The following is a 20,002-nucleotide window of genomic DNA, read 5'->3' as shown; positions in this document are numbered from 1 at the left end:
GGGCTAGAGCCTGATTTTGTGCATAAATCTTGGGGCGAAAGCGCCAGGGCAGGGCAGGCTGCACCTGGCGCTTTCTTAGAGCGTGTTCACGTTCTTAGGTGGCAGGGCTTATTTCAAGCTGATGGTGGTGTTTACGCCGTGGCCCAGGGTGCTGTCGTCAAACCAGCGGGCTGTCACCGTTTTGGTCTGGGTGTAGAACAGCACCACCTGCTTGCCGTAGGGGCCCAGATCGCCCAGCTTCGAGGCGCGGCTGCCAGTGAACGAGAACAGCGGCACGGGCACCGGCACGGGCACGTTGATGCCCACCTGGCCCACGTCGATCTCTTCCTGGAACTTGCGGGCTGCGCCGCCCGACTGGGTAAAGATGGCCGTGCCGTTGCCGTTGGGGTTGGCGTTGATGAACTCAATGGCCTCATCCAGCGTGGCCGCCTCGACCACGCACAGCACGGGGCCAAAAATTTCTTGGTCGTACACGCTCATGCCCGGTTTCACGCCGCTGAAGATGGTCGGGCCGACAAAGTTGCCCTTTTCGTAGCCGGGCACGGTGGGCTTGCGGCCATCCAGCACCAGCTTGGCACCATCGGCAATGCCGCGCTCAATCAGGCCCTCAATGCGGCTCAAAGCGCTGCACGAAATCACCGGGCCCACATCGGTGCCCGGCTCATTGCCGCCGCTGATTTTCAGGGTTTTGGCTTTGGCGATCAGGTCGGGCAGCCACTGCTGCGCCTCGCCCACCAGCATCACCACCGGCAGGGCCATGCAGCGCTGGCCCGCTGCGCCAAAGGCGGCACCGGCAATGGCGTTCAGGGTTTGCTCTTTATTGGCATCGGGCAGCACGATGGCGTGGTTTTTTGCGCCCATCATGCACTGCACGCGCTTACCGTTCAGGCTGGCGCGGTTGTACACATGCGTGCCCACGTGGGTCGAGCCGACAAAGCTAATCGCCTTGATGTCTTTGTGGTCGCAAATGGCGTTTACCGCATCTTCGCCACCGTGAATCACGTTCAGCACCCCGGCCGGAATCCCGGCTTGCAGTGCCAGCTCGCACAGGCGCATGGTCACCATCGGGTCTTGCTCAGACGGCTTGAGCACAAAGGTATTGCCCGTGGCAATGGCCATGGGGAACATCCACAGCGGAATCATCGCCGGAAAGTTAAACGGCGTAATCCCTGCGCACACACCCAGCGGCTGCAGCAGCGTGTAGGTATCGACACCACCGGCCACGTTGTTGGCCAGCTCGCCCAGCTGCAGATTGCCAATGGCGCTGGCGTGCTCCACCACCTCCAGGCCACGGAACACGTCGCCCTCTGCGTCGGGCAGGGTTTTGCCCTGTTCAGCCGTCAGCAGCGCGGCCAGCTCGCCCATGTTTTCGCGAATCAGCTGCTGCAGCTTCAAAAAAATGCGGGCGCGGGCACCAATGGGGGTTTTCTTCCACGTCTTGAACGCTTCCTTGGCCGCAGCCACCGCGGCGTTGATCTCGTCCTGCGTAGCAAAAGGCACGCGGGCCAGCACTTCTTGCGTAGCGGGATTCACCACATCACGCCACTGGGTGGTTTTGGATTCAACAAATTCGCCGTTGATAAGTAGCTTGACGGTAGGGATGCTCATTGCGCAATGTCTCCTGGAGGGTGAAAAAAACCGGTCTAAAGCCGGATAAACAAAATCGATAAGCCCATGGTAGTGTGCAAATTTGATAGAGCAATAGGCGTTTGTGCAGTTTTTATCTGCAAAAAAGCACAGATGCACTGCCACGCATGGATTGGGATCATTGGCGCTTTTTTGCGGCGGTGGCGTACAGTGACGATTTACGCCGCCGCCGCTTTATTCATTGCGTGGGCGATTTGCTGGCAAGCCTGCTTTACCCGCACCTTCTGGATGAGCATGCCCGAAGAAGCCAAAACCGAGCCCCGCATTCAGGCCGTGTGGCGCTTTTTAAAAGACGTGGTGCGCGAACGGCAAGGGGAATGGGTGAAGTAAGGTTTTGTAAGGCGGGTGTAACAAAAGTTTGGATGATGGGCAGGTGCTTCGTCTGGAATTTTTTAGGGGTGCCTAATTTTTTCTCAGAGGGAGGTAGGGAAATTTTTTTGTAATAGGCGGTCTGATTTTTGAGAAATTAGGCTGCCTAATTCTAGTTAAGCTGCAAACGGAGATCTTCGATGCTCAAAGCACTGCTCGCCATATTCCTCGCTCTATCAGTATCTGGCCATTCCGTAGCACAAGATAACGCTGGAACTTCAAGTGAGCAGTCTTACTACACCACCAGCTTCGGTGTTCCGGACTGCGGGCAGTGGATCAAAAAATCTCGCCCCGGTTCGGATGTGTGGCTTATGGGCTATCTGTCTGGCTTAAACAAAATGTTCAACTCTCTTAGCGTAAAGCCAAACTCTGCATATGACCCGCTTTCCGAGCTTTCATCAGCAGATCAAGCCTTTGCGTGGATGGATAACTGGTGTAGAGAGAATCCTCTTAAAGGAGTAGATGAGGGGGCGCTCATGCTACATATAACACTTTCAGCTCAGAAAATCCGTAGGGCTGCACCCTAGCTTATAGCTGGCCGCCATTCGCGCAATGCAGCCTAACAACTCATTCCAGGGCCGACCCAGTGTCAGGCTTTGCCTGCCACAGGTCGCCCTGAATTCCAACGTTAGTTACACTCAGATAAGTCGTTTAAATTTATCATGAATACAAAGAGATTTTTGAAGCTTTTCTTGGTTTGCTTCATACCGCTCATTATTGCTGGCGTCATTACTGCAAAAAATGTAGTAGCAGACAGAATCGAAGGAGATATAGTTTGTCGATACGGAAATTATTGCACTTGGATTGACCAGTATGACGGTGCCAATCAGAGTGCCATGCGTGACAGAGATGAATGGATAAATGTCATGTATGGTCACAAATTTTCCAAGGAAAAAGGCTTTTTAAAATTTCTTGTGCATGCACTCGTAGAACCCATATATCTGAAAGATGTAACCATAACCCACATTAATCCTGTGAACCTGGGATTGCAACCTCAACCCGAGAGCATAAAAATCCTTTTGGGAGAGAATGCAGCATTAATGCTAAGCAGAAACAAGACTCCCTCTTTTTTCGATAAAGGTAAACTTTTGCTTACTTGCTGGGACGTAGAAATCAATCAAGACACCTTTGAATTATCGCTGTATTGCCACTTCGAATCTGGGGCATCAACGATTAAAGTAATGCCTCAAGGCGATTCATTAGAATTCATAAAATCCTTGAATACCTCTATTATCTCCGCTGCAGCTAAGCAGAAAGAAATATTCCTTAAGGAATATTTAATCGTTAGCTCTCTGTATTTGGTTGCATTCTTGGTTATTTCATTCTTTGCTTTTCTAATCGTGAAAGCGTACCGTTTCGTAATGAAATAAAAAATAATTTCCGCATTCCGGATGATAATATACTCTCCTCTTGAACAAATCCGGATGACTCTGATGCCACTGTTTCATCGCTTGCATGGGTGATTTACTTTGCAGCGCTGACTACGGTAGTTGGTGGTTGCATAATTGCAAGCGCAAGTAGCTATCATTTTTGCGGTGCTGTGATTTTTTTTACGGTTCGTGCCCGTCATCAATTCAACACTTCCTGCTTTAGCTTATGGGTCTAACTGCGCAGTCAAGCCGACCCGCCTCCGGCGGTCGGCTTACCTCGCCCGTTAGGCTTTTTCATCACAAGGATCATCGTATGTCACAAGGAAAGCCCAGAAAACCTAGTGGAGTCACGATTGACTCCATTGACGCCCCTAACCCAGTTCAAACAGAAGCTAACTGGGTCACGGTGGCAAAGGCATTTAACCCTCTTGGTTTCGTAGCAGAGGCATATGCCAGAACCTTAGCCTATCGCCTTGAAACTAAACGCCTTGACGCAGAGATGCAACGAGTAAAGGCGCAAGCAGGCGTAATTCATGATGCCCTAGATAAAACTTACAAATTAAAAATGGAGGAACTATCTCAGAGGCGTCTTGAAATTGATCGATTTTATGATACGGTTCAAGGTGAGTTGAAATTACTTCACATTGAAAGAATGCAGGTATTAAAAATGGCTGAACGTGCGTCGCAGATGGCACTTTCCAATAATACCTCATCCGAACATAAAATAATCTACAAAGATATGGCAACTGAGCTTATTTCACAACTTTCTGCTTTTGGCGGAAAGGCAAATGAAAGTTTAGATGTTCTTGTGAAAAGTTTGCCTCCCATTTCAATGCCAGATCGTTTGCTTTCTTACGGAGATTAACCATGTTTTGGGTAATCGCCCCGATCGTAGCCGTTGGAGTTGTGGCGGCAATCATGTCGTCGGCATCCGAAGGAGAAAGAGCCGCACGCAGAAATTGGGAGTCAAAACGCGAGGAAGTCAAAAAGACTGTCGAAGAACATCGAAAAAACATTGAAGTTCATCTTAAACAGGCACAACAATCTTATGATTTTCATTTTTTAACTGATCTTCATTTTTCTTCTCACAGGGTTGCTGATAGTGCATACAAACTTCTAAATGACGCCAGAGACTCTTTTGGTGCCATAATCAGAATTCTTAATCAAGCATTCACAAAGAAAAATGAACTGAAATCAAAACTAGAAACTTCAACCCGAGAACAGAAGAATGAATACTTAACAGAAATCAGATCACTGAATGATTTTATAGGCAAGGTTTTAGAGGACAAGAAAACAATGGAGTCGCAAAGAGATGGCCTACTCGCAGAGGTAAAGCGTCTGAATGCGCAAACAGCAGAATTAAAAGCGGCAATTCGTGACCGATGCGGGGAAAAAGGAAGAGACTGGCATCAACGTCTTGAACAAAGAGCGCAAGCAAATAGATTGCGTCGAGCAAAATAGTTTATATCTTTCACCCGCTTATTGGCCTAACATTGCGCTCAACTCGGACGCCTTCGGCGCCGGTTAGCAGGGACGTTAGCTACTAGGAGAAATTTCGTTGGCTCTCACAAAAAGCAAAATTGACAGGGCGGGAATTGCGTTTGCGAAAGACAGCTTCCGTAATGTCGAAGAAATGGTTGAGTTCGAAGACGTCTTCGACGAATATCGAAAGTCACACCTTGAGCCGCTATCCGAAACAACACTGGAACTCCAGAGATGGCTTAACGAATATGGCCATGATTACTACATAGCCCAACGATTGAAGCGAAAGCCGCAAATAATAAGAAAGCTAAATCGTCTCAGTGTCCGACTCACGCAACTCCAAGACATCGGAGGATGTCGAATAATTGTTGAGAAAAATGAATTGGTTGATCAAATCATTTCATTTCTTAAGGCAAAGATAGAAAGCACAGAAGAACTCAAGCTTGTACGCATTACGGACTATCGGGAGAAGGGGCGAGACATTACTGGCTATCGCTCAGTACACCTACTACTTGAGCGCAGTGGAAAGAAATTGGAACTTCAGCTTAGAAGTCGGATTCAGCATTACTGGGCAGAAAGTATTGAGCGCACCTCGGTAATTTACGGACGCCATTTAAAAGAAAGTGAAGGTGATGAGAGAGTCATTTCATACTTTCAGAAATTGTCTGACGCCTTCTTTGAAATTGAATCTGGCCGCACCCCGTCGGTTCGTTTTCGACTAGAAATTGATGTGGCAAAGAAAGAGGCTGAGGGAATTATTCGAAAACATAGCTTATCAAAAGCCATTGATAGCCATGTAAATGAAGATATTATTCTTACTCTTACCGAGAAAGAAAGGAGAAGCTCAAGTCCAATCAATAATTGGATTATCGTCTTTGATTGGAGTTCAGGAAAATTTGTGAGTTGGGATATTGTTGGAAAAACCCCAGATGAAGCTATCAAGGCTTATGTTCACTACGAAAATCAATTCCCAGCGGAAAAGCATTTCGAAGTGGTTCTGATTGGTTCATCTCACGTTGCAACGGTGAGAAAGACTCACAGCCATTACTTCGGAATTGAAGATTACGAAAAAATACTCGAAAATCTGGATGAGTCTATTGAGGGTTTTAGGAGTGTGGGTGCAATTGATGTATCTAGTCGCCAAGTTCTTCTCAAACTCTACACGAAACATTTTTGGGGGCAAAAATCAGTTGCGCAAGAAACTCTGCGTAATCATTTTTGCAGAGAAGTCCACAATCTTGATGCCACATTAGACAAGCTCGTCCAACAAGGGTTGCTTTTACGCGAGTATGCCGGAGGCCCGGTATCCTTGAATATCAAAGCAAGAGCTGAAATTGACAAGCTTGTATCGTGATCTATTGGCTTACAAGTCCGTCGAGAGGCCGCATTTATTCCTGTTCATTTCAGCCCATGAATATCCAAACGCCATTTACCCTCGCAAGCGTTCATTCGCTGGGTATTTGGCGTTCACTTGGGCTTCGCGTGCGTGGGGAGGGCCAGTTTCAAGAATTTTTGGGTCCTAGCCCTTGTATAGCAAGCGCTGGCAGCTCTGATTTTCGTAGTCCGTGGCCCGTACGGTCACATTCTTTTTTGCGCTTTGGGTCTAACCCGGCGCTCAAGCCGACCCGCCTTCGGCGGTCGGCTTAGCTTTTTCGTTAGTCTTTAATAAAAAATGAAAATTTTTCTTGCCGCTATGGTTTTCGTCATTTCATCTAATTCGGCTTGGGCTCATGGCGGTGGATGTAGAAAGTCGTCTCCTCCCGGTAAGTGCTGTCATATGGACAGAAAAGCTGGCAGCGTGCATTGCCATTGAAGTGCTTGGCCAATTTAATAATTTTTATAGCCTGCAGATCAAACCGATCTGAATATTATGTTCGACTTATTTTCTCGTTAGATTTTGCAGCCAAAAAATAATATGCCCCACTGCAGCATCCAACACTCTCCCGATATTCCCCCTGAGGGCTGGGTACTGCTGGGGATAAAAATTCCTTAATCTTTTTCCGGTTCAAATGCCGCCCGCACGGCCTGGATGATGGGCGCGTGCAGGTCAAACCATGGCCCGTCTTCTTGGAAGAGCTGGGGGTATGCCTTGCGCAGCTTGTTGCTGATGGCCCAGTTTTCTTGCTTGAGTGAGCGGATGATGCGGTCGGCATCGGCGTCGGGCATTTCTATGACGGTTTTCAAGGCTTGCAGGGCGCTGTCGTACTGGCGCAGCAGTTGCGCTTCTGCGGCCATGTCGTGCTCCACGGTGTGGCGCAGTACTGCGCTGAGGTAATGCGTTTGGCCTGTTAAGTCTGGGTAGCGCCAGGCGTGTTGGGCATCTTCGGTTTGCAAGAATTGAAAATTGCTCTCCACCCCATCGGGGCAGGTGCGGCGTGGGCCAAAGCGGTAGGCATCTGCATACCGGCGCATGAAGGGGCGAGAAAACAGCTCCAGTGCGCTGTCGTAGTCGGCCCGCCCTTTGGCGCTGCCGGCAATGGTGGCCGACACCGGAACCACCAAATTGGCGGGGACGGCGCCATCGGCAGCCAGCAGGTGGTGGATAAGGAAGCGGTGTACCCGCCCATTGCCATCGGCCAGGGGGTGCAGATAGACAAAGGCAAACGATAGCGCGGCCGCTCTGGCCAAGGGGAGGGCACCACGGGTTTTGAGCTCATACGCCTGCAGTGCCGCCAGCATGCCGGGCACCATGGCGCAATCGGGGGCGATGTAATGCACCACCTGTGCCCGGAAGCTGTTTTCCCCCACAAACACCGGCGACTGGCGGATGCCCAGCCGCAGGGCTTTGTCGCCGAGCACGGCTTTTTGCAGTGTGAGCAGGGCCGGGGTGGCCAGAGGCTCTGGCATGCGCCCGCTGAATTGGCGGATGGCGGCCGCAAAGCGCTGCACCCGGTCGGTTTTATTGGCTTCGTGCTCAATGGCAAAGCTGGCCCGAGATTCTTTGAACGTGAGCCAGGCGGCGCTGCGCAGCAAGAGTTCTGGGCCGTAAGCCGCATCCAGCGCTTGCACACTGGCGGCGATGTCAAAGAGCCAGTCTCTTTGCGCATCTGGCCCCAGGTACACCATGGGGCAAAACGCTGGCGTGCCCGGCAAGTTGTTGTTGATGCGCCAGCGGCGCACCCGCTCGGGCTTGGGGGCGCTGAGGTAGCTGCTGCTATCAATGGCATCCACATAGGCCACGTTGGCGGCGGTGTCGGGCACCGGGAGCGTTTGGCCCGTGAGCCATTCGTACAAGAAGGCGGTGCGCCGTGCATAGCGGCCCGTGGGTTCGTTTTGCACCCACGCTGTGATGTCGGCGGGGCCCAGGTGGGCAAACAGGCGCGAGCAAAACTCCAGATTCAGCCGCTCGTACTTCAGTCCAAACTCGAAATGGCCAGCAAAGTGGTTGGGTGGCGCGTATTGGGGGGGCCAAGTGAGTGTTTCGCCTTGTGGCGAGAGAGCACGCTGGCGCACCGCGCCCAACTGGCTCAGGCTGAACAGGGGCTGCACCAGTTCAATACCGTGCTGCTGTGCCAAGTGTTGAAAGCCTAAGAGTTGGTTTGCCATAAAGATTATTTTGCTAAAAGTTCTATTATTTTGATAAAAAAACGGTGGTTTTACACCAAAACGATATAGTTTCTTGAGGTTTACTCCTATAAAAATAGCTGCTTGCGCTTGCGTGGTAAGCCTTTTGGCCTGTTTTTATAGATAAATAATCTGCCGTCAAGCACCGCTACACTCTGGCCATGGATTGGGATCACTTACGTTTTTTTGCTGCCTTGGTGCAGGCAGGTTCTTTGGCCGGGGCGGCGCGGCTCTTGCAGGTGGAGCACACCACGGTGGCGCGGCGTTTGCGGGCTTTAGAAAAGGTTATGGGCCAGGCGCTGTTTGTGCGCCATGCCGGGGCGTTCAAGCTGACCCAGGCGGGGCAGCAGTTGCTGCCTGCGGTGCAGACCATGGAAAAGGCGGTGCGCGGGGTGGAGCAGGCGGCCTTGCCCGAGGGGGTGGATGATGACCACCCGGCCGGCTTGGTGCGCGTGGGCGCAACCGAGGGGCTGGGCACGGTGCTGTTGGCCAACCAGTTGGCGCGGCTGACGCTGCGCTATCCGCAGCTTTCGGTGGATTTGCTGGCGCTGCCGCGTTTACTGCATTTAAGCCGGCGCGAGGCGGACATTGTGATTTCGCTGGAGCGCCCCAAGCGCGGCTCGGTCATCGTGACCAAGTTGGCCGATTACCACTTGTATTTGTATGGCGAGCGCCAGTATTTGGCCCGTTTGCCGTTGGTGCGCAGCAGCGAGGATTTGCGCCACCATGGCTTTGTGCATTACGTGGACGATTTGCTCTTTTCTAAAGAGCTGCAGTTGCTGGACCAGGTGTTCAAGCCCGAGCGCTTTGTGTTTCGCAGCACCAGCATCGTGGCGCAGTACGAGGCGGTGCGCTGTGGTGTGGGGCTGGCGGTGCTGCCCGCGTTTATGGCCGACCGCGACCCAACGCTGCAGCGCGTGTTGCCCGAGCAGGCCCGCTTTACGCGCACGTTTTGGATGAGCATGCCGCAGGAGGCCAAGGCCGTGCCGCGCATTCAGGCGGTGTGGCGGTTTTTAAAAGATGTGGTGCGCGAGCAGCAAGGGCGGTTGTTGCCGTAAGCCCTTTGCCTTTTTGCGCCTTTGCCTCTTTGCGCTTTTACGCCTTTACTTCTTTGCACCCACTTGGGCGTACAGCCCGGCGATAAGGTCCAGCTGTTCGTAAATGCGTTCGGATGTGGTGGCGATGTCCAGGCTTTCTTTGCTGCCGGCCAGGGCGGGTTTGTTCAGCGCTTTATCAAAAAATACCCATTGCGGCTCTACTAGGCTGAGGGCGCTGCGAATGGCGTTGGTGTTGGTTGTTTCTGCGCTCAGGGCGTGGTGGGCCTGGGCAAATTCTTGCCGGGCGGCCGTGATGGCTTGGCCGGTAGCGCTGTCGGCAATGCCCCAGGCTTGGGCTTGGTAGAGCTTGGCGATGTACTGCGAGAGCATGCGCTGGCGGCCCGAGAGATTGACCAGGCGGCCTGAGGCGGTGCCCAGGTGCGCTTCAAGCTGGGTAACGCCTTGGCTGGTTAGGCGCAGCATCATTTCTGACAGGGCCAGCACTTCTTTGCCGTTTTCGGGCTTGGGGTTTTCGGTGTTGAGCGCGGTTTTGTAGGCTTTCCAGTTTTGCGCCAGCTCTTGGTAGGTGTTCTTAATGGTGGGGGTGGGGGCAAAGGCTTGCAGGGCCGTCAGCTGGCGGTCAAAGGTGCCGATGGTGGTGTTCAAAACGGTGGTTGAGCGCTGGGTATCGACCTGCATGCCGATTTGCAAAAACGCTTTGGCCATGCGCTGGGACAGGGCCCGCTCTTTGCCCGCGATGTTGATGGCCGCGTGCGCGTCGGTGATGGTGGGCGTGGTGGCGGCTGGGCTGGCCAGTGGGCTGCTCAGGCAGAGGCTGCCCAGCAGCAGGCTGGAGGCTTGGCGGCGGTTGAGGAGGGCGGGCGTGGTCATGCAGCAGGTGAAAAATCCAAAAAAGCGCGATTCTAGTGGGCTGCCCATAGCAAAAAAGGTGTCCCTTTTTACAAAGAGACACCTTGTTGATATGGCGCAGAAGGGGGCGTTATTCCACTTTGGCTTTGGCGCGCAGTTCGTCTTGGAATTTGCCCATTTTTTGCTGTTCCAGCTCTTGCTTGATTTGGGCTTTGACTTCTTCCAGCGGGGGCAGTTGGCCGTCGCGCACGTCTTCGATGCGGATGATGTGCCAGCCAAATTGGCTTTTGACCGGGGTGTCGGTCATGGCACCTTTGGCCAGCTGGGTCATGGCCTGGGCGAACTCGGGCACGTAGCTGTCGGGGGTGGACCAGCCCAGGTCGCCGCCTTGGGCTCCTGAGCCGGGGTCTTTGGAGGCTTGTTTGGCGGCATCGGCAAATTTTTTCTTGCCGGCTTTGATGTCGGCAATCAGGGCTTTGGCTTGGTCTTCGGTTTCGACCAGGATGTGGCTGGTGCGGTATTCCTTGCCGCTGTTGCTGGCGGCCACTTTGTCGTATTCGGCTTTGATTTCTGCGTCGGTGACGGGGTTGGCTTTCTCAAAATTGACAAACAGCTCGCGAATCAGCAGCGTTTGGCGGGCCATTTCCAGGTTTTGCTTGTATTCGGGGGTGCGATCCAGGCCACGGCGGGCGGCTTCTTGCATGAAGATTTCGCGGGCGATCACTTCTTCTTTGAGTTGCGCCTCCATCTCGGCGGGCAGTTCGCGGCCACTGCGTTCTTCAATCTGCTGTTTTAGGAGCTCCATGCGCTGAACTGGTACGGGTTTTCCGTTCACAACAGCAATATTCTGCGCAGATACTGCGCAAGCAGCTACACCAAAGAGAGTGGCGACGGCGATTTTGGAAAGCATGTGTTTTTGCATAAAAGCTTCAGTGGGGAAGAAAAAAGAGGTGAAAGAAGAAATGCAGGGGCAGATGATGGGGGTGGATTAAGCCTCAATCGCCAAGGCGTGTAAGCCAGAATCGAAAAATGCTTGCAAGCAGGTGTAAACCATGCGGTGGCGGGCCACGGTGTTCAGGTTGGCAAACGCATCGCACTCAATGCGCACCCGAAAGTGGGTGCCAAAGCCGGTGCCATTGGCACCAGCGTGGCCGGCGTGCAGGTGGCTTTCATCAATTACTTCAAGCCGGCTGGGGTTGAGCTGCGCACGCAAGGCCGCTTCAATGGCCGCAGCGGTGACGGCGATGGGGCTTTGTGTGGTTGGGGAGTTTTGAGGGGTGTTCATTGGGAATCCTGGGGTTTTTCTTGCATAAAGCGGCTCATATACACGGCTTGGACCAAGATAAACAAGAGCATCAACCCCAGGCCGCCGAACATTTTAAAGTTCACCCAGGTGTCGGTATCAAAGTGGTAGGCAATCCACAGATTCAAGCCGCCCATGGCCGCAAAAAAGCCGCTCCAGGCCCAGTTCAAGGTGTTCCAGGCGTGGTCGGGCAGTTGCACTTGGCCCCCCATCAGGCTTTTGATAAAGTTTTTGCGCAGCAAAAGCTGGCCGACCAAAAGCGCTGCGCCCATCAGCCAATACAGCACCGTGGGTTTCCATTTAATAAAGTTTTCATCCTGGGCCAGCAGCGTGGCACCCCCAAACAGCACGATCACCCCCAGGCTGACCCATTGCATGGGTTCGACCTTGCCCAATTTAAAGCGCAGGTAGGCAATTTGGACGATGGTGGCGACGATGGCCACCGCTGTGGCGGGGTAGATGCCCCAGAGTTTGAACACCGCAAAAAACAGGGCAATCGGGAAAAAATCAATCAGTAACTTCATAGCGCAAGGGGCTGTGCAGGAAGGGGCCAAGCATGCCACAGATCAGCCCTAGGCTGGGCAGTGCCCGCTCCCCCCAAATGCGGGGGCGCGTGGCTGCAGGTGTGGCGCAGAGGGGAAGGTGGGGAGGTGTGGGGGAGGAGCTTAGGCCGAGGTGTTCGGGGAGGTGGCGCTGTCACTGGCACCGTCGCTGGCGCTGTCGGTAAATGCCAGGGCGGCAGAGTTCATGCAGTAGCGCAGGCCCGTGGGGGCTGGGCCATCGGGGAAGACGTGGCCCAGGTGCGCACCGCATTGGCTGCACAGGGTTTCCACCCGCACCATGCCGTGGCTGCGGTCGGCACGCTCGGCAATGGCTTGGGGCAGCGCCTGGGTAAAGCTGGGCCAGCCGCAACCGGCATCGAATTTTGTCTCGGAGGTGAACAAGGCCGCCCCGCAGCAAATGCAGTGGTACTGGCCAGCCTGCCAGTGCTGGTTGAAGCGGCCGGTAAACGGGCGCTCGGTGGCGGCTTGGCGGGTGACGGCGTAGGCGGCCGGCTCGGCCTGCTGCGCGGCCAAGTGGGCTTGCCATTCTTCAGCGGTTTTTTGGATGGGAAATTGCATGGCAGATGTTGAGCGGTTGGCCAAGAGAAAGTTCCTACGCCCACGTGGGCACGGGGGCGCGTTTTGACTTGTGGCAGTCTTGTTGCAGTCTTATAGAAGATTTTGCCCAAGTCTTCTATAAGAGTTAGGAAAAATCGCCGTTAGCGGTTAGAATTTTGTATGGTGGAAGAAGCTTGCAGTAATGTGAAATACAGCCTGGTCACAAGCTAGACGCTGTATTCAAAATGCAAGACACTGCCAAGAAGGGCAGCGGGCACGGCCTGCGCCCTGATTCCGAGCAACCTAATTCAAGCCAAAAGCACGCAATGACGACACAACAACCGACCATCATCTACACCCTGACGGATGAAGCCCCTCGCTTGGCCACGGGTGCCTTCTTGCCTGTGGTGCAAGCGTTTGCTGCCACAGCCGGTGTCAAAGTGGAAACCAGCGATATCTCTGTTGCCACCCGCATCCTGGGTGAGTTCAGTGATCGCCTGCCCGAGAGCCAGCGGGTGCCCAACACCCTGGCCGAGCTGGGGAAAAAAACCCTGGAGCCTTCAGCCAACATCATCAAGCTGCCCAACATCAGCGCCTCGGTGGGTCAGCTGATCGCGGCCATCAAAGAGCTGCAGGGCAAGGGCTACGCGATTCCTGACTACCCGGAAAACCCCACCACCGACGAAGAAAAAGACATCAAGGCCCGCTACGCCAAGTGCCTGGGCTCGGCCGTGAACCCCGTGCTGCGCGAGGGCAACTCTGACCGCCGCGCCCCGGCAGCGGTGAAGAACTACGCTAAAAAGCATCCGCACTCGATGGGTGAATGGAAGCAGTGGTCGCAAACCCACTGCTCGCACATGCACGAGGGCGACTTCTACCACGGCGAAAAATCCATGACGCTGGACAAAGCGCGTGATGTGAAGATGGTGCTGGAGACCAAATCCGGCCAGACCGTGGTGCTCAAAGAGAAGGTCAAGCTGCTCGAAGGCGAGATCATCGACTCCATGTTCATGAGCAAAAAATCCCTGTGCGAGTTCTACGAGCGCGAGCTGGAAGACTGCAAAGAGGCAGGCATTTTGTTCTCCCTGCACGTCAAGGCGACGATGATGAAAGTCTCGCACCCCATCGTGTTTGGCCACTGCGTGAAAATTTACTACAAGGATGCGTTTGCCAAGCACGGCAAGCTGTTCGAAGAGCTGGGCATCAACGTGAACAACGGCATGGCCACGCTGTACGAAAAAATCCAGACCCTGCCCACTTCGCTGCGCGAAGAAATCATCCAAGACCTGCATGCTTGCCACGAGCACCGCCCCGAGCTGGCCATGGTGGATTCGGCCAAGGGCATTACCAACTTCCACTCGCCCAACGACATCATCGTGGATGCCTCCATGCCCGCCATGATCCGCAACGGCGGCAAGATGTGGGGCTCGGACGGCAAGCCGTACGACTGCAAGGCCGTGATGCCCGAGTCCACCTTTGCCCGCATCTACCAGGAGATGATCAACTTCTGCAAATGGCACGGCAACTTTGACCCGCGCACCATGGGCACCGTGCCCAACGTGGGCCTGATGGCACAAAAGGCCGAGGAATACGGCAGCCACGACAAAACCTTTGAAATCCAGGAAGACGGTGTGGCCAACATCGTGGACATTGCCACCGGCGAAGTGCTGCTGACGCAAAACGTCGAGCAGGGCGACATCTGGCGCATGTGCCAGGTCAAAGATGCGCCCATCCGCGACTGGGTGAAGCTGGCCGTGACCCGTGCCCGCAACTCGGGCATGCCCGCCGTGTTCTGGCTGGACCCCTACCGCCCGCACGAGGCCGAGCTGATCAAGAAGGTGGAGCGCTACCTGAAAGACCACGACACCACCGGCCTGAATATCCAGATCATGAGCCAGGTACGCGCCATGCGCTACACGCTGGAGCGCGTGGCCCGTGGGCTGGACACCATCTCGGTGACTGGCAACATCCTGCGCGACTACCTGACCGACCTGTTCCCCATTCTGGAGCTGGGCACCAGCGCCAAGATGCTCTCCATCGTGCCCCTGATGGCCGGTGGCGGCATGTACGAAACCGGCGCGGGCGGCTCGGCCCCCAAGCACGTGCAGCAGCTGATGGAAGAAAACTACCTGCGCTGGGATTCGCTGGGCGAATTTTTGGCTCTGGCTGTGTCGCTGGAAGACCTGGGCATCAAAAACAACAATGCCCAGGCCAAGCTGCTGGCCAAGACGCTGGACCAGGCCACGGGCAAGTTGCTCGATGAGAACAAGTCCCCCGCCCGCCGCGTTGGCCAGATCGACAACCGCGGCAGCCAGTTCTACCTGGCGATGTACTGGGCCCAGGCCTTGGCTGCGCAAACCGAGGATGCTGCCCTGGCGGCCAAGTTTGCCCCGATTGCCAAGCAGCTGACCGACAACGAAGCGGCCATCGTGGCCGAGCTGGCAGCGGTGCAGGGCAAACCGGCCGACATCGGTGGCTACTACCAACCCGACTTGGCCAAGCTGGATGCGGTGATGCGCCCAAGCGCTACTTTTAATGCAGCTATTGACGCTGTTGCCGTCTTGGCTTAAGCCTTTTTAGGCTCTAAAAAACGCCGCGTTCTGCGGCGTTTTTTTATGGTACGAGCGTGTTTTTCCGGTGGTAAGCTCGCGCGTTTAAAAAAACTCCCCCAAGTCATGGACCGTGCGGCCCGTGACTTTTTTTGTTGTTAATCGGTAAAAAAAAGAGGTGCTATGGCGCAACTAACCCAATGGCTCAACGCCGTTAATGCCTTGGTATGGGGCATCCCCATGGTGGTGCTGATTTTGGGCACAGGCTTGTATTTACAGCTGCGGCTGGGACTGCTGCCATTGCGCAAAATTGGCTACGGCTTTCGCATGATTTGGCAAAGCCGCCGGGTGAAGGAGGGCCAAGCGGGCGATATTTCGCCCTATGCGGCGCTGATGACGGCGCTGTCGGCCACCGTGGGCACGGGCAATATTGCCGGCGTGGCCACGGCGATTGCTGTGGGCGGCCCGGGCGCTTTGTTTTGGATGTGGATGACGGCCCTGGTGGGCATGGCCACCAAGTACGCCGAGGTGGTGCTGGCCGTGCGCTTTCGCGAGCAAAACGCCCAGGGGCGCTGGGTGGGCGGCCCGATGTACGCCATTAAAAATGGCCTGGGCCCGCATTGGCGCTGGCTGGGCACGGCGTTTGCCGTGTTTGGGGGGCTGGCCGGTTTTGGGATTGGTGCCATGGTGCAATCCAATGGCATTGCCACGGCCATGGAAGGGGCGTTTGCGCTGCCCTTGTGGGTCAGTGGGGTGGTGCTGGCGGCGCTGACGGCGGCGGTCATTCTGGGCGGCATTACCCGCATTGGCGCGGTCGCAGAAAAGCTGGTGCCAGCCATGTGCGTGCTCTACATCGTGTGCGTGCTATGGGTGCTGGGGGTGTTTTTTGACCGCATTCCGGCCGCGTTCGAGCTGATCATCACCCAAGCTTTTGCCCCCACGGCGGCGGTGGGCGGTTTTGCCGGCTCCACCATGCTGATGGCCATGCGCATGGGGGTGGCGCGGGGTATTTTCTCCAACGAGGCGGGGCTGGGCACGGCCGGCATTGCCCAGGCGGCCGGACAAAGTACCAGCCCGGTTTTTTCCGGTCTGGTGGGCATGATGGGCACCTTTATCGACACCATCATCGTCTGCACCATGACCGGGCTGGCCATTGTGGTCAGTGGGGTGTGGAACAGCGGTGCCAGCGGCGCGTTGCTCAGTACCCAGGGGTTTGAGGCCGCCATGCCTGGCGTGGGCAAGTATGTGCTGGCCCTGTCGCTGGCGGTGTTTGCCTTCACCACGATTTTGGGCTGGGCCTATTACGGCGAAAAATGCTGGGATTACTTGGTGGGCACCAGGGCAGAAAAACCGTTTCGCCTGGCGTGGGTGCTGGCAGTGTTTTGTGGTGCGGTGGTCACGCTGGATTTTGCCTGGTTGGTGGCCGATACTTTGAACGCCTTGATGGCCATCCCCAACTTGCTCTCGTTGCTGCTGCTCTCGCCGGTGATCGTGCAGCTGACGCGAGAGTATTTCTCTGACCAACAAACCAACAATTAAGGAGCTGCTTGCGCTGATGTATCTTTACTTTTAAAGGTATTTTTTATAAAAACATTGATATTAAAGCGCAAAGTGCTATTGTTTTATGACTAATCCGCATTTAAGCACCCACCTTATCCACCATCCCTACGCCGCGCCGACCGAGTTTTCTGCACCGCAGCAGCCGGTGCACAAGGCCTCGACCGTGTTCTTTCCGGATGTGGCCACCATGCGCAGCCGCCGCTGGCTGGACAAAAGTGGCTACACCTATGGCCTGCACGGCACGCCCACGTCCTTCACTTTGGAAGAGCGTTTATGCGCGCTCGAAGGCGGGCAGCAATGCTTGCTGGTGCCCAGCGGTTTGGCGGCTATCAGCACCATTTCGCTGGCGCTGCTCAGCCAGGGCGATGAGGTGTTGATTCCTGACAATGCTTACGGCCCGAACAAGGATTTTGCCCAGCATGAGTTGGCCCGCTATGGCATTCGCTACGCCTTTTTTAATCCTATGGATGTAGAGGATTTGCGCAGCAAACTCAGCCCCGCCACCAAGCTGGTATGGCTGGAAGCGCCCGGTTCGGTCACCATGGAATTTCCGAATTTGCTCGCCCAGGTGCAGCTGGTGCGCCAGCACGGGGCCCTGTCAGCGCTGGACAACACCTGGGGCGCTGGTTTGGCATTTTTGCCCTTTGATCTGCTGCGCGATGGCGGCAGTGTGCAGGTCGATATTTCGGCCCATGCCCTGACCAAATACCCCAGTGGCGGGGGCGATGTGCTGATGGGCAGCATCATCACCCGCGATCACGCGGTGCACATGCGCTTAAAGCTGGCGCATATGCGCCTAGGGCTGGGCGTGGGCATGAACGATGTGGAGCTGGTGCTGCGCTCCTTGCCCAGCACCGCTTTGCGCTACCACGCGCAAGACAAAACAGCCCGCCAATTGGTTGCGGCCCTGCAGCGCCAAAATGCGGTCAAGCAGCTGCTGCACCCAGCGTTTGCCAGCAGCCCTGGCCATGCCCATTGGCAGCAGCTGTGTGCCACGCCAGAAAATCCTGCAGGCGCGGCGGCCGGTATTTTTAGTGTGGTGTTCGATGCGCCGCAAAGCCAGGTGGATGATTTTTGCAATCGCCTGCAGCTGTTCAAACTGGGCTACAGCTGGGGCGGCCATATCAGTTTGGTCATGCCGTATGCCCTGGATGAAATGCGCGATTTAGGCCGGGGGGCCGTGCTGCCTGGTTGCCTGGTCCGGCTGTGTATTGGCCTCGAAGATGCTGCAGACTTAGAGCGGGATGTGGCCCAAGCTTACGGCCATGCCTTTGGGCACGCGTGGCGTGGGCAAGGCGTGCACTGATTCGTGAAGGCCAGCACAGCGCCTCCAGCAAAAAAGCCCATCTGTAATGCAGATGGGCTTTGTTGCAGATGGGCTTTTTTACCAGGGGCGCAGGTGGTTTATGCCGTTTGCAACTGCTGCGCCATGCTGGCGTTTTGCCACACTTGGCCGTCGCGGTCAGCAAGCAAAAGGGCCACTTCGGGGTGCCGCTGGCTCCAGGCGGGGGCCGCTGCTGGGCCTTGCACCATCAGTGCGGTGCCCCAGCCATTCACCGCCGCAACATCGCGGGCGACCAGGGCAACACCATGCACCTGGGTGGTCGGCCAGCCGGTGCGGGGGTTGAGTACGTGGTGGTAGCGCTGACCATCGCGCTCAAAACAGCGCTCGTAATCGCCCGAGGAGGCCACCACGCCCTGGCCTTCAATGGCCACAGCGCCCAATAGTTGGCTTGGCTGGCGTGGGTCGCGGATGCCGATGCGCCAGGCTTTGCCTTGGTTCAGGCCTATGGTGACGACATCGCCGCCGCCATTGATGAGGGCGTTTTCAACCCCCTGGGCTTGGAGTGCTGCCAGGCCGGCCGCCAAGATGGGCAGTTTGGCAATGCCGCCCAAATCCAGGGCCATGCCCGATTGGGTGAGGCGGGCGGTGTTGTTCGAGGCAGAGAGCTGCAGCTTATCGGCACCGATGTGCTGCAGCGCTTGAGAAATTTGGGCCGTGCTGGGCATGGCCTGCACCCCAGGCTCAAAACGCCAAGCAGCCAAAGCACCCACCGTGGGGTCAAACGCGCCGTTGCTGGCGTGCCAAACGCTGCGGGCCTGTTCCAGCACCGCCATCATTTCTGGCGGAACGGTAACGGCCGCCTTGCCTGCTTGTGCATTGATTTGCTGCAGCACGCTGTCGCTGCGAAAGCGGCTCATCATGGCTTCAAGCGTTTGCATGTGGGCAAATGCCCGCTCCATGGCCGCTTGCAGCGCTGGGGCCGAGGAGGACGCACCATAAACCACCATATCCACCTGGGTGCCCATCAGCACGCGGCTGGCGCGTTGCAAAGGGGCGGCGGCATGGGCATGGGCAGCGTTGGCCCATACCGAAGGGGTGGCCAGCAACCCCAGGCTGCCCAGCATGGGGACGGCCAGCGCAAAGCGCCGCCGAGAAATCTGTCCTGCAGGGATGCCGGAGTCTGCCATGGTGCGTTTCCTTTCTTAAGCAGCCATTCGTTGATGACTGGATGGCTGGATGGCCTGATTACTTCGATTGAGCAACCATGAAATCAACGGCCGCCTTCATTTCATCGTCGGTCAGCTTGGGATTGCCACCACGGGCGGGCATCATGCCGCTGTTGCCTGTGTAGCCTTCAATAGAGTGCTTGTACAGGGTCTCGGTGCCTTGGGCGATGCGCGGAGCCCAGTTTTCTTTATCGCCCGGTTTGGGTGCGCCAGCCACGCCAGCGGCGTGGCACATGGAGCAGGTTTTGTTGTAAACGCTTTTGCCATCGATGCTGGCGGTTTCCGCAGCTTTCGGTGCTTCGGCGACAGCGGGTGCAGCAGCCGGTGCAGCCTCTGCCGCTTTAGGCGCTTCAGCGGCCGGTGCTTCAACTTTAGGGGCCTCAGCAGCAGGGGCAGCAGCGGGAGCCGCAGCAGGCGCTTCGGCTTTAGGGGCTTCTTTACCGCAGGCAGCCAGCAGCAATGCAGCCGAGATAGCCACGGCAAGAGGAAGTTTTTTCATATTGGACTTTCTTTAAGTATTGAGGTAACAATGAAAACGGAGTGCGCTTTGCAATCGGCACTTGGCCGACACTGGCAGTACCCAGGCCCCGTTGGATGCGTCGTAGTTTGAACGACTTTGAAGAATATACATTTGATATGC

General features: G+C 55.6%; 20 protein-coding genes and 1 pseudogene. 12 read left to right on the top strand and 9 right to left on the bottom strand.

Translation table 11 applies throughout. The features are described from left to right. Positions 1–108 precede the first annotated feature (108 nt). Positions 109–1,608: a CoA-acylating methylmalonate-semialdehyde dehydrogenase gene (locus J1777_RS06770; protein WP_207575052.1), complete on the bottom strand. Its 1,500-nt coding sequence runs from the start codon at positions 1,606–1,608 to the stop codon at positions 109–111. Positions 1,609–1,848: 240 nt separating this feature from the next. On the opposite strand from J1777_RS06770, the pseudogene J1777_RS06765 reads away from it, so the two are divergent. The 8 genes and pseudogenes from J1777_RS06765 to J1777_RS14500 form a co-directional block, all read left to right on the top strand. Further along, positions 1,849–1,977, top strand: a pseudogene (locus J1777_RS06765) (LysR family transcriptional regulator); the annotation flags it as partial. Between the two features lie 179 nt (positions 1,978–2,156). Beyond that, on the top strand, positions 2,157–2,543 hold the full coding sequence (locus J1777_RS06760) for a hypothetical protein (RefSeq protein WP_207575051.1): 387 nt from the start codon (positions 2,157–2,159) through the stop codon (positions 2,541–2,543). A gap of 135 nt (positions 2,544–2,678) precedes the next feature. After that, positions 2,679–3,386: a hypothetical protein gene (locus J1777_RS06755; protein WP_207575050.1), complete on the top strand. Its 708-nt coding sequence runs from the start codon at positions 2,679–2,681 to the stop codon at positions 3,384–3,386. Positions 3,387–3,575: 189 nt separating this feature from the next. After that, positions 3,576–3,674, top strand: coding sequence for a DUF1010 domain-containing protein (locus tag J1777_RS14570; protein WP_207575049.1), 99 nt, complete (start codon positions 3,576–3,578; stop codon positions 3,672–3,674). A 25-nt stretch (positions 3,675–3,699) separates the two neighbouring features. Next, on the top strand, positions 3,700–4,251 hold the full coding sequence (locus J1777_RS06745; protein WP_207575048.1) for a hypothetical protein: 552 nt from the start codon (positions 3,700–3,702) through the stop codon (positions 4,249–4,251). A gap of 2 nt (positions 4,252–4,253) precedes the next feature. Then, positions 4,254–4,847, top strand: coding sequence for a hypothetical protein (locus tag J1777_RS06740; RefSeq protein ID WP_207575047.1), 594 nt, complete (start codon positions 4,254–4,256; stop codon positions 4,845–4,847). Positions 4,848–4,944: 97 nt separating this feature from the next. Continuing rightward, complete coding sequence (locus J1777_RS06735) at positions 4,945–6,222, top strand: RelA/SpoT domain-containing protein (protein WP_242700429.1); 1,278 nt, start codon at positions 4,945–4,947, stop codon at positions 6,220–6,222. A 56-nt stretch (positions 6,223–6,278) separates the two neighbouring features. Beyond that, positions 6,279–6,515 carry a DUF1010 domain-containing protein gene (locus J1777_RS14500; protein ID WP_341352942.1) on the top strand — a complete coding sequence of 79 codons (237 nt, stop codon included), beginning with the start codon at positions 6,279–6,281 and terminating at the stop codon, positions 6,513–6,515. Between the two features lie 342 nt (positions 6,516–6,857). Here the strand turns inward: J1777_RS14500 and J1777_RS06730 are convergent, their stop codons facing one another. Continuing rightward, a complete protein-coding gene (locus J1777_RS06730) occupies positions 6,858–8,414 on the bottom strand; it encodes a Fic family protein (RefSeq protein WP_207575046.1) in 1,557 nt (518 codons plus the stop codon). A 179-nt stretch (positions 8,415–8,593) separates the two neighbouring features. On the opposite strand from J1777_RS06730, the gene J1777_RS06725 reads away from it, so the two are divergent. Beyond that, the gene (locus tag J1777_RS06725) at positions 8,594–9,490 is read left to right on the top strand and encodes a LysR family transcriptional regulator (RefSeq protein ID WP_207575045.1); all 897 of its coding nucleotides are present in this window, start codon (positions 8,594–8,596) and stop codon (positions 9,488–9,490) included. Positions 9,491–9,535: 45 nt separating this feature from the next. Here J1777_RS06725 and J1777_RS06720 read toward each other — a convergent pair whose 3' ends face one another. The 5 genes from J1777_RS06720 to msrB form a co-directional block, all read right to left on the bottom strand. Beyond that, positions 9,536–10,360 (bottom strand): type IV pili methyl-accepting chemotaxis transducer N-terminal domain-containing protein, encoded by an 825-nt coding sequence (locus J1777_RS06720; RefSeq protein WP_207575044.1) that lies wholly within the window; start codon positions 10,358–10,360, stop codon positions 9,536–9,538. A gap of 109 nt (positions 10,361–10,469) precedes the next feature. After that, on the bottom strand, positions 10,470–11,261 hold the full coding sequence (locus tag J1777_RS06715) for a foldase protein PrsA (protein ID WP_207575043.1): 792 nt from the start codon (positions 11,259–11,261) through the stop codon (positions 10,470–10,472). Positions 11,262–11,327: 66 nt separating this feature from the next. Beyond that, positions 11,328–11,624, bottom strand: coding sequence for a BolA family protein (locus J1777_RS06710; protein WP_207575042.1), 297 nt, complete (start codon positions 11,622–11,624; stop codon positions 11,328–11,330). Next, positions 11,621–12,166, bottom strand: a complete 546-nt coding sequence (locus J1777_RS06705) for a septation protein A (RefSeq protein WP_207575041.1) — start codon at positions 12,164–12,166, stop codon at positions 11,621–11,623. The genes J1777_RS06710 and J1777_RS06705 overlap by 4 nt, the downstream gene beginning before the upstream one ends. 141 nt (positions 12,167–12,307) lie before the next feature. Next, complete coding sequence (gene msrB / locus J1777_RS06700; protein ID WP_207575040.1) at positions 12,308–12,763, bottom strand: peptide-methionine (R)-S-oxide reductase MsrB; 456 nt, start codon at positions 12,761–12,763, stop codon at positions 12,308–12,310. 305 nt (positions 12,764–13,068) lie between these two features. On the opposite strand from msrB, the gene J1777_RS06695 reads away from it, so the two are divergent. The 3 genes from J1777_RS06695 to J1777_RS06685 all read left to right on the top strand — a co-directional run bounded on the left by J1777_RS06695 (position 13,069) and on the right by J1777_RS06685 (position 18,157). Beyond that, entirely contained in the window at positions 13,069–15,312 is a 2,244-nt protein-coding gene (locus J1777_RS06695) for an NADP-dependent isocitrate dehydrogenase (protein ID WP_207575039.1), read from the top strand. 162 nt (positions 15,313–15,474) lie between these two features. Next, complete coding sequence (locus J1777_RS06690; RefSeq protein WP_207575038.1) at positions 15,475–16,830, top strand: alanine/glycine:cation symporter family protein; 1,356 nt, start codon at positions 15,475–15,477, stop codon at positions 16,828–16,830. Between the two features lie 85 nt (positions 16,831–16,915). Continuing rightward, the gene (locus J1777_RS06685; RefSeq protein WP_207575037.1) at positions 16,916–18,157 is read left to right on the top strand and encodes a PLP-dependent transferase; all 1,242 of its coding nucleotides are present in this window, start codon (positions 16,916–16,918) and stop codon (positions 18,155–18,157) included. Positions 18,158–18,255: 98 nt separating this feature from the next. On the opposite strand, the gene J1777_RS06680 is transcribed toward J1777_RS06685, so the two are convergent. Continuing rightward, positions 18,256–19,323, bottom strand: a complete 1,068-nt coding sequence (locus tag J1777_RS06680) for an FAD:protein FMN transferase (RefSeq protein ID WP_207575036.1) — start codon at positions 19,321–19,323, stop codon at positions 18,256–18,258. A gap of 58 nt (positions 19,324–19,381) precedes the next feature. After that, positions 19,382–19,861: a c-type cytochrome gene (locus tag J1777_RS06675; protein ID WP_207575035.1), complete on the bottom strand. Its 480-nt coding sequence runs from the start codon at positions 19,859–19,861 to the stop codon at positions 19,382–19,384. Positions 19,862–20,002: the final 141 nt, after the last annotated feature.

Origin of the sequence: Comamonas denitrificans, from assembly GCF_017368815.1 — a bacterium.
Taxonomy (GTDB): domain Bacteria; phylum Pseudomonadota; class Gammaproteobacteria; order Burkholderiales; family Burkholderiaceae_C; genus Comamonas; species Comamonas denitrificans.
The sequence above is the reverse complement of the archived record's forward strand: the minus strand, read 5'-3'. Positions and strand labels throughout refer to the sequence as shown.

What these genes read in the sequence shown, in the direction of transcription:
- J1777_RS06770 (WP_207575052.1), bottom strand. Translation starts at nt 1,608, where the DNA reads ATGAGCATCCCTACCGTCAAGCTACTTATCAACGGCGAATTTGTTGAA.
- J1777_RS06760 (WP_207575051.1), top strand. Translation starts at nt 2,157, where the DNA reads ATGCTCAAAGCACTGCTCGCCATATTCCTCGCTCTATCAGTATCTGGC.
- J1777_RS06755 (WP_207575050.1), top strand. Translation starts at nt 2,679, where the DNA reads ATGAATACAAAGAGATTTTTGAAGCTTTTCTTGGTTTGCTTCATACCG.
- J1777_RS06745 (WP_207575048.1), top strand. Translation starts at nt 3,700, where the DNA reads ATGTCACAAGGAAAGCCCAGAAAACCTAGTGGAGTCACGATTGACTCC.
- J1777_RS06740 (WP_207575047.1), top strand. Translation starts at nt 4,254, where the DNA reads ATGTTTTGGGTAATCGCCCCGATCGTAGCCGTTGGAGTTGTGGCGGCA.
- J1777_RS14500 (WP_341352942.1), top strand. Translation starts at nt 6,279, where the DNA reads ATGAATATCCAAACGCCATTTACCCTCGCAAGCGTTCATTCGCTGGGT.
- J1777_RS06730 (WP_207575046.1), bottom strand. Translation starts at nt 8,414, where the DNA reads ATGGCAAACCAACTCTTAGGCTTTCAACACTTGGCACAGCAGCACGGT.
- J1777_RS06725 (WP_207575045.1), top strand. Translation starts at nt 8,594, where the DNA reads ATGGATTGGGATCACTTACGTTTTTTTGCTGCCTTGGTGCAGGCAGGT.
- J1777_RS06720 (WP_207575044.1), bottom strand. Translation starts at nt 10,360, where the DNA reads ATGACCACGCCCGCCCTCCTCAACCGCCGCCAAGCCTCCAGCCTGCTG.
- J1777_RS06715 (WP_207575043.1), bottom strand. Translation starts at nt 11,261, where the DNA reads ATGCAAAAACACATGCTTTCCAAAATCGCCGTCGCCACTCTCTTTGGT.
- J1777_RS06710 (WP_207575042.1), bottom strand. Translation starts at nt 11,624, where the DNA reads ATGAACACCCCTCAAAACTCCCCAACCACACAAAGCCCCATCGCCGTC.
- J1777_RS06705 (WP_207575041.1), bottom strand. Translation starts at nt 12,166, where the DNA reads ATGAAGTTACTGATTGATTTTTTCCCGATTGCCCTGTTTTTTGCGGTG.
- msrB (WP_207575040.1), bottom strand. Translation starts at nt 12,763, where the DNA reads ATGCAATTTCCCATCCAAAAAACCGCTGAAGAATGGCAAGCCCACTTG.
- J1777_RS06695 (WP_207575039.1), top strand. Translation starts at nt 13,069, where the DNA reads ATGACGACACAACAACCGACCATCATCTACACCCTGACGGATGAAGCC.
- J1777_RS06690 (WP_207575038.1), top strand. Translation starts at nt 15,475, where the DNA reads ATGGCGCAACTAACCCAATGGCTCAACGCCGTTAATGCCTTGGTATGG.
- J1777_RS06685 (WP_207575037.1), top strand. Translation starts at nt 16,916, where the DNA reads ATGACTAATCCGCATTTAAGCACCCACCTTATCCACCATCCCTACGCC.
- J1777_RS06680 (WP_207575036.1), bottom strand. Translation starts at nt 19,323, where the DNA reads ATGGCAGACTCCGGCATCCCTGCAGGACAGATTTCTCGGCGGCGCTTT.
- J1777_RS06675 (WP_207575035.1), bottom strand. Translation starts at nt 19,861, where the DNA reads ATGAAAAAACTTCCTCTTGCCGTGGCTATCTCGGCTGCATTGCTGCTG.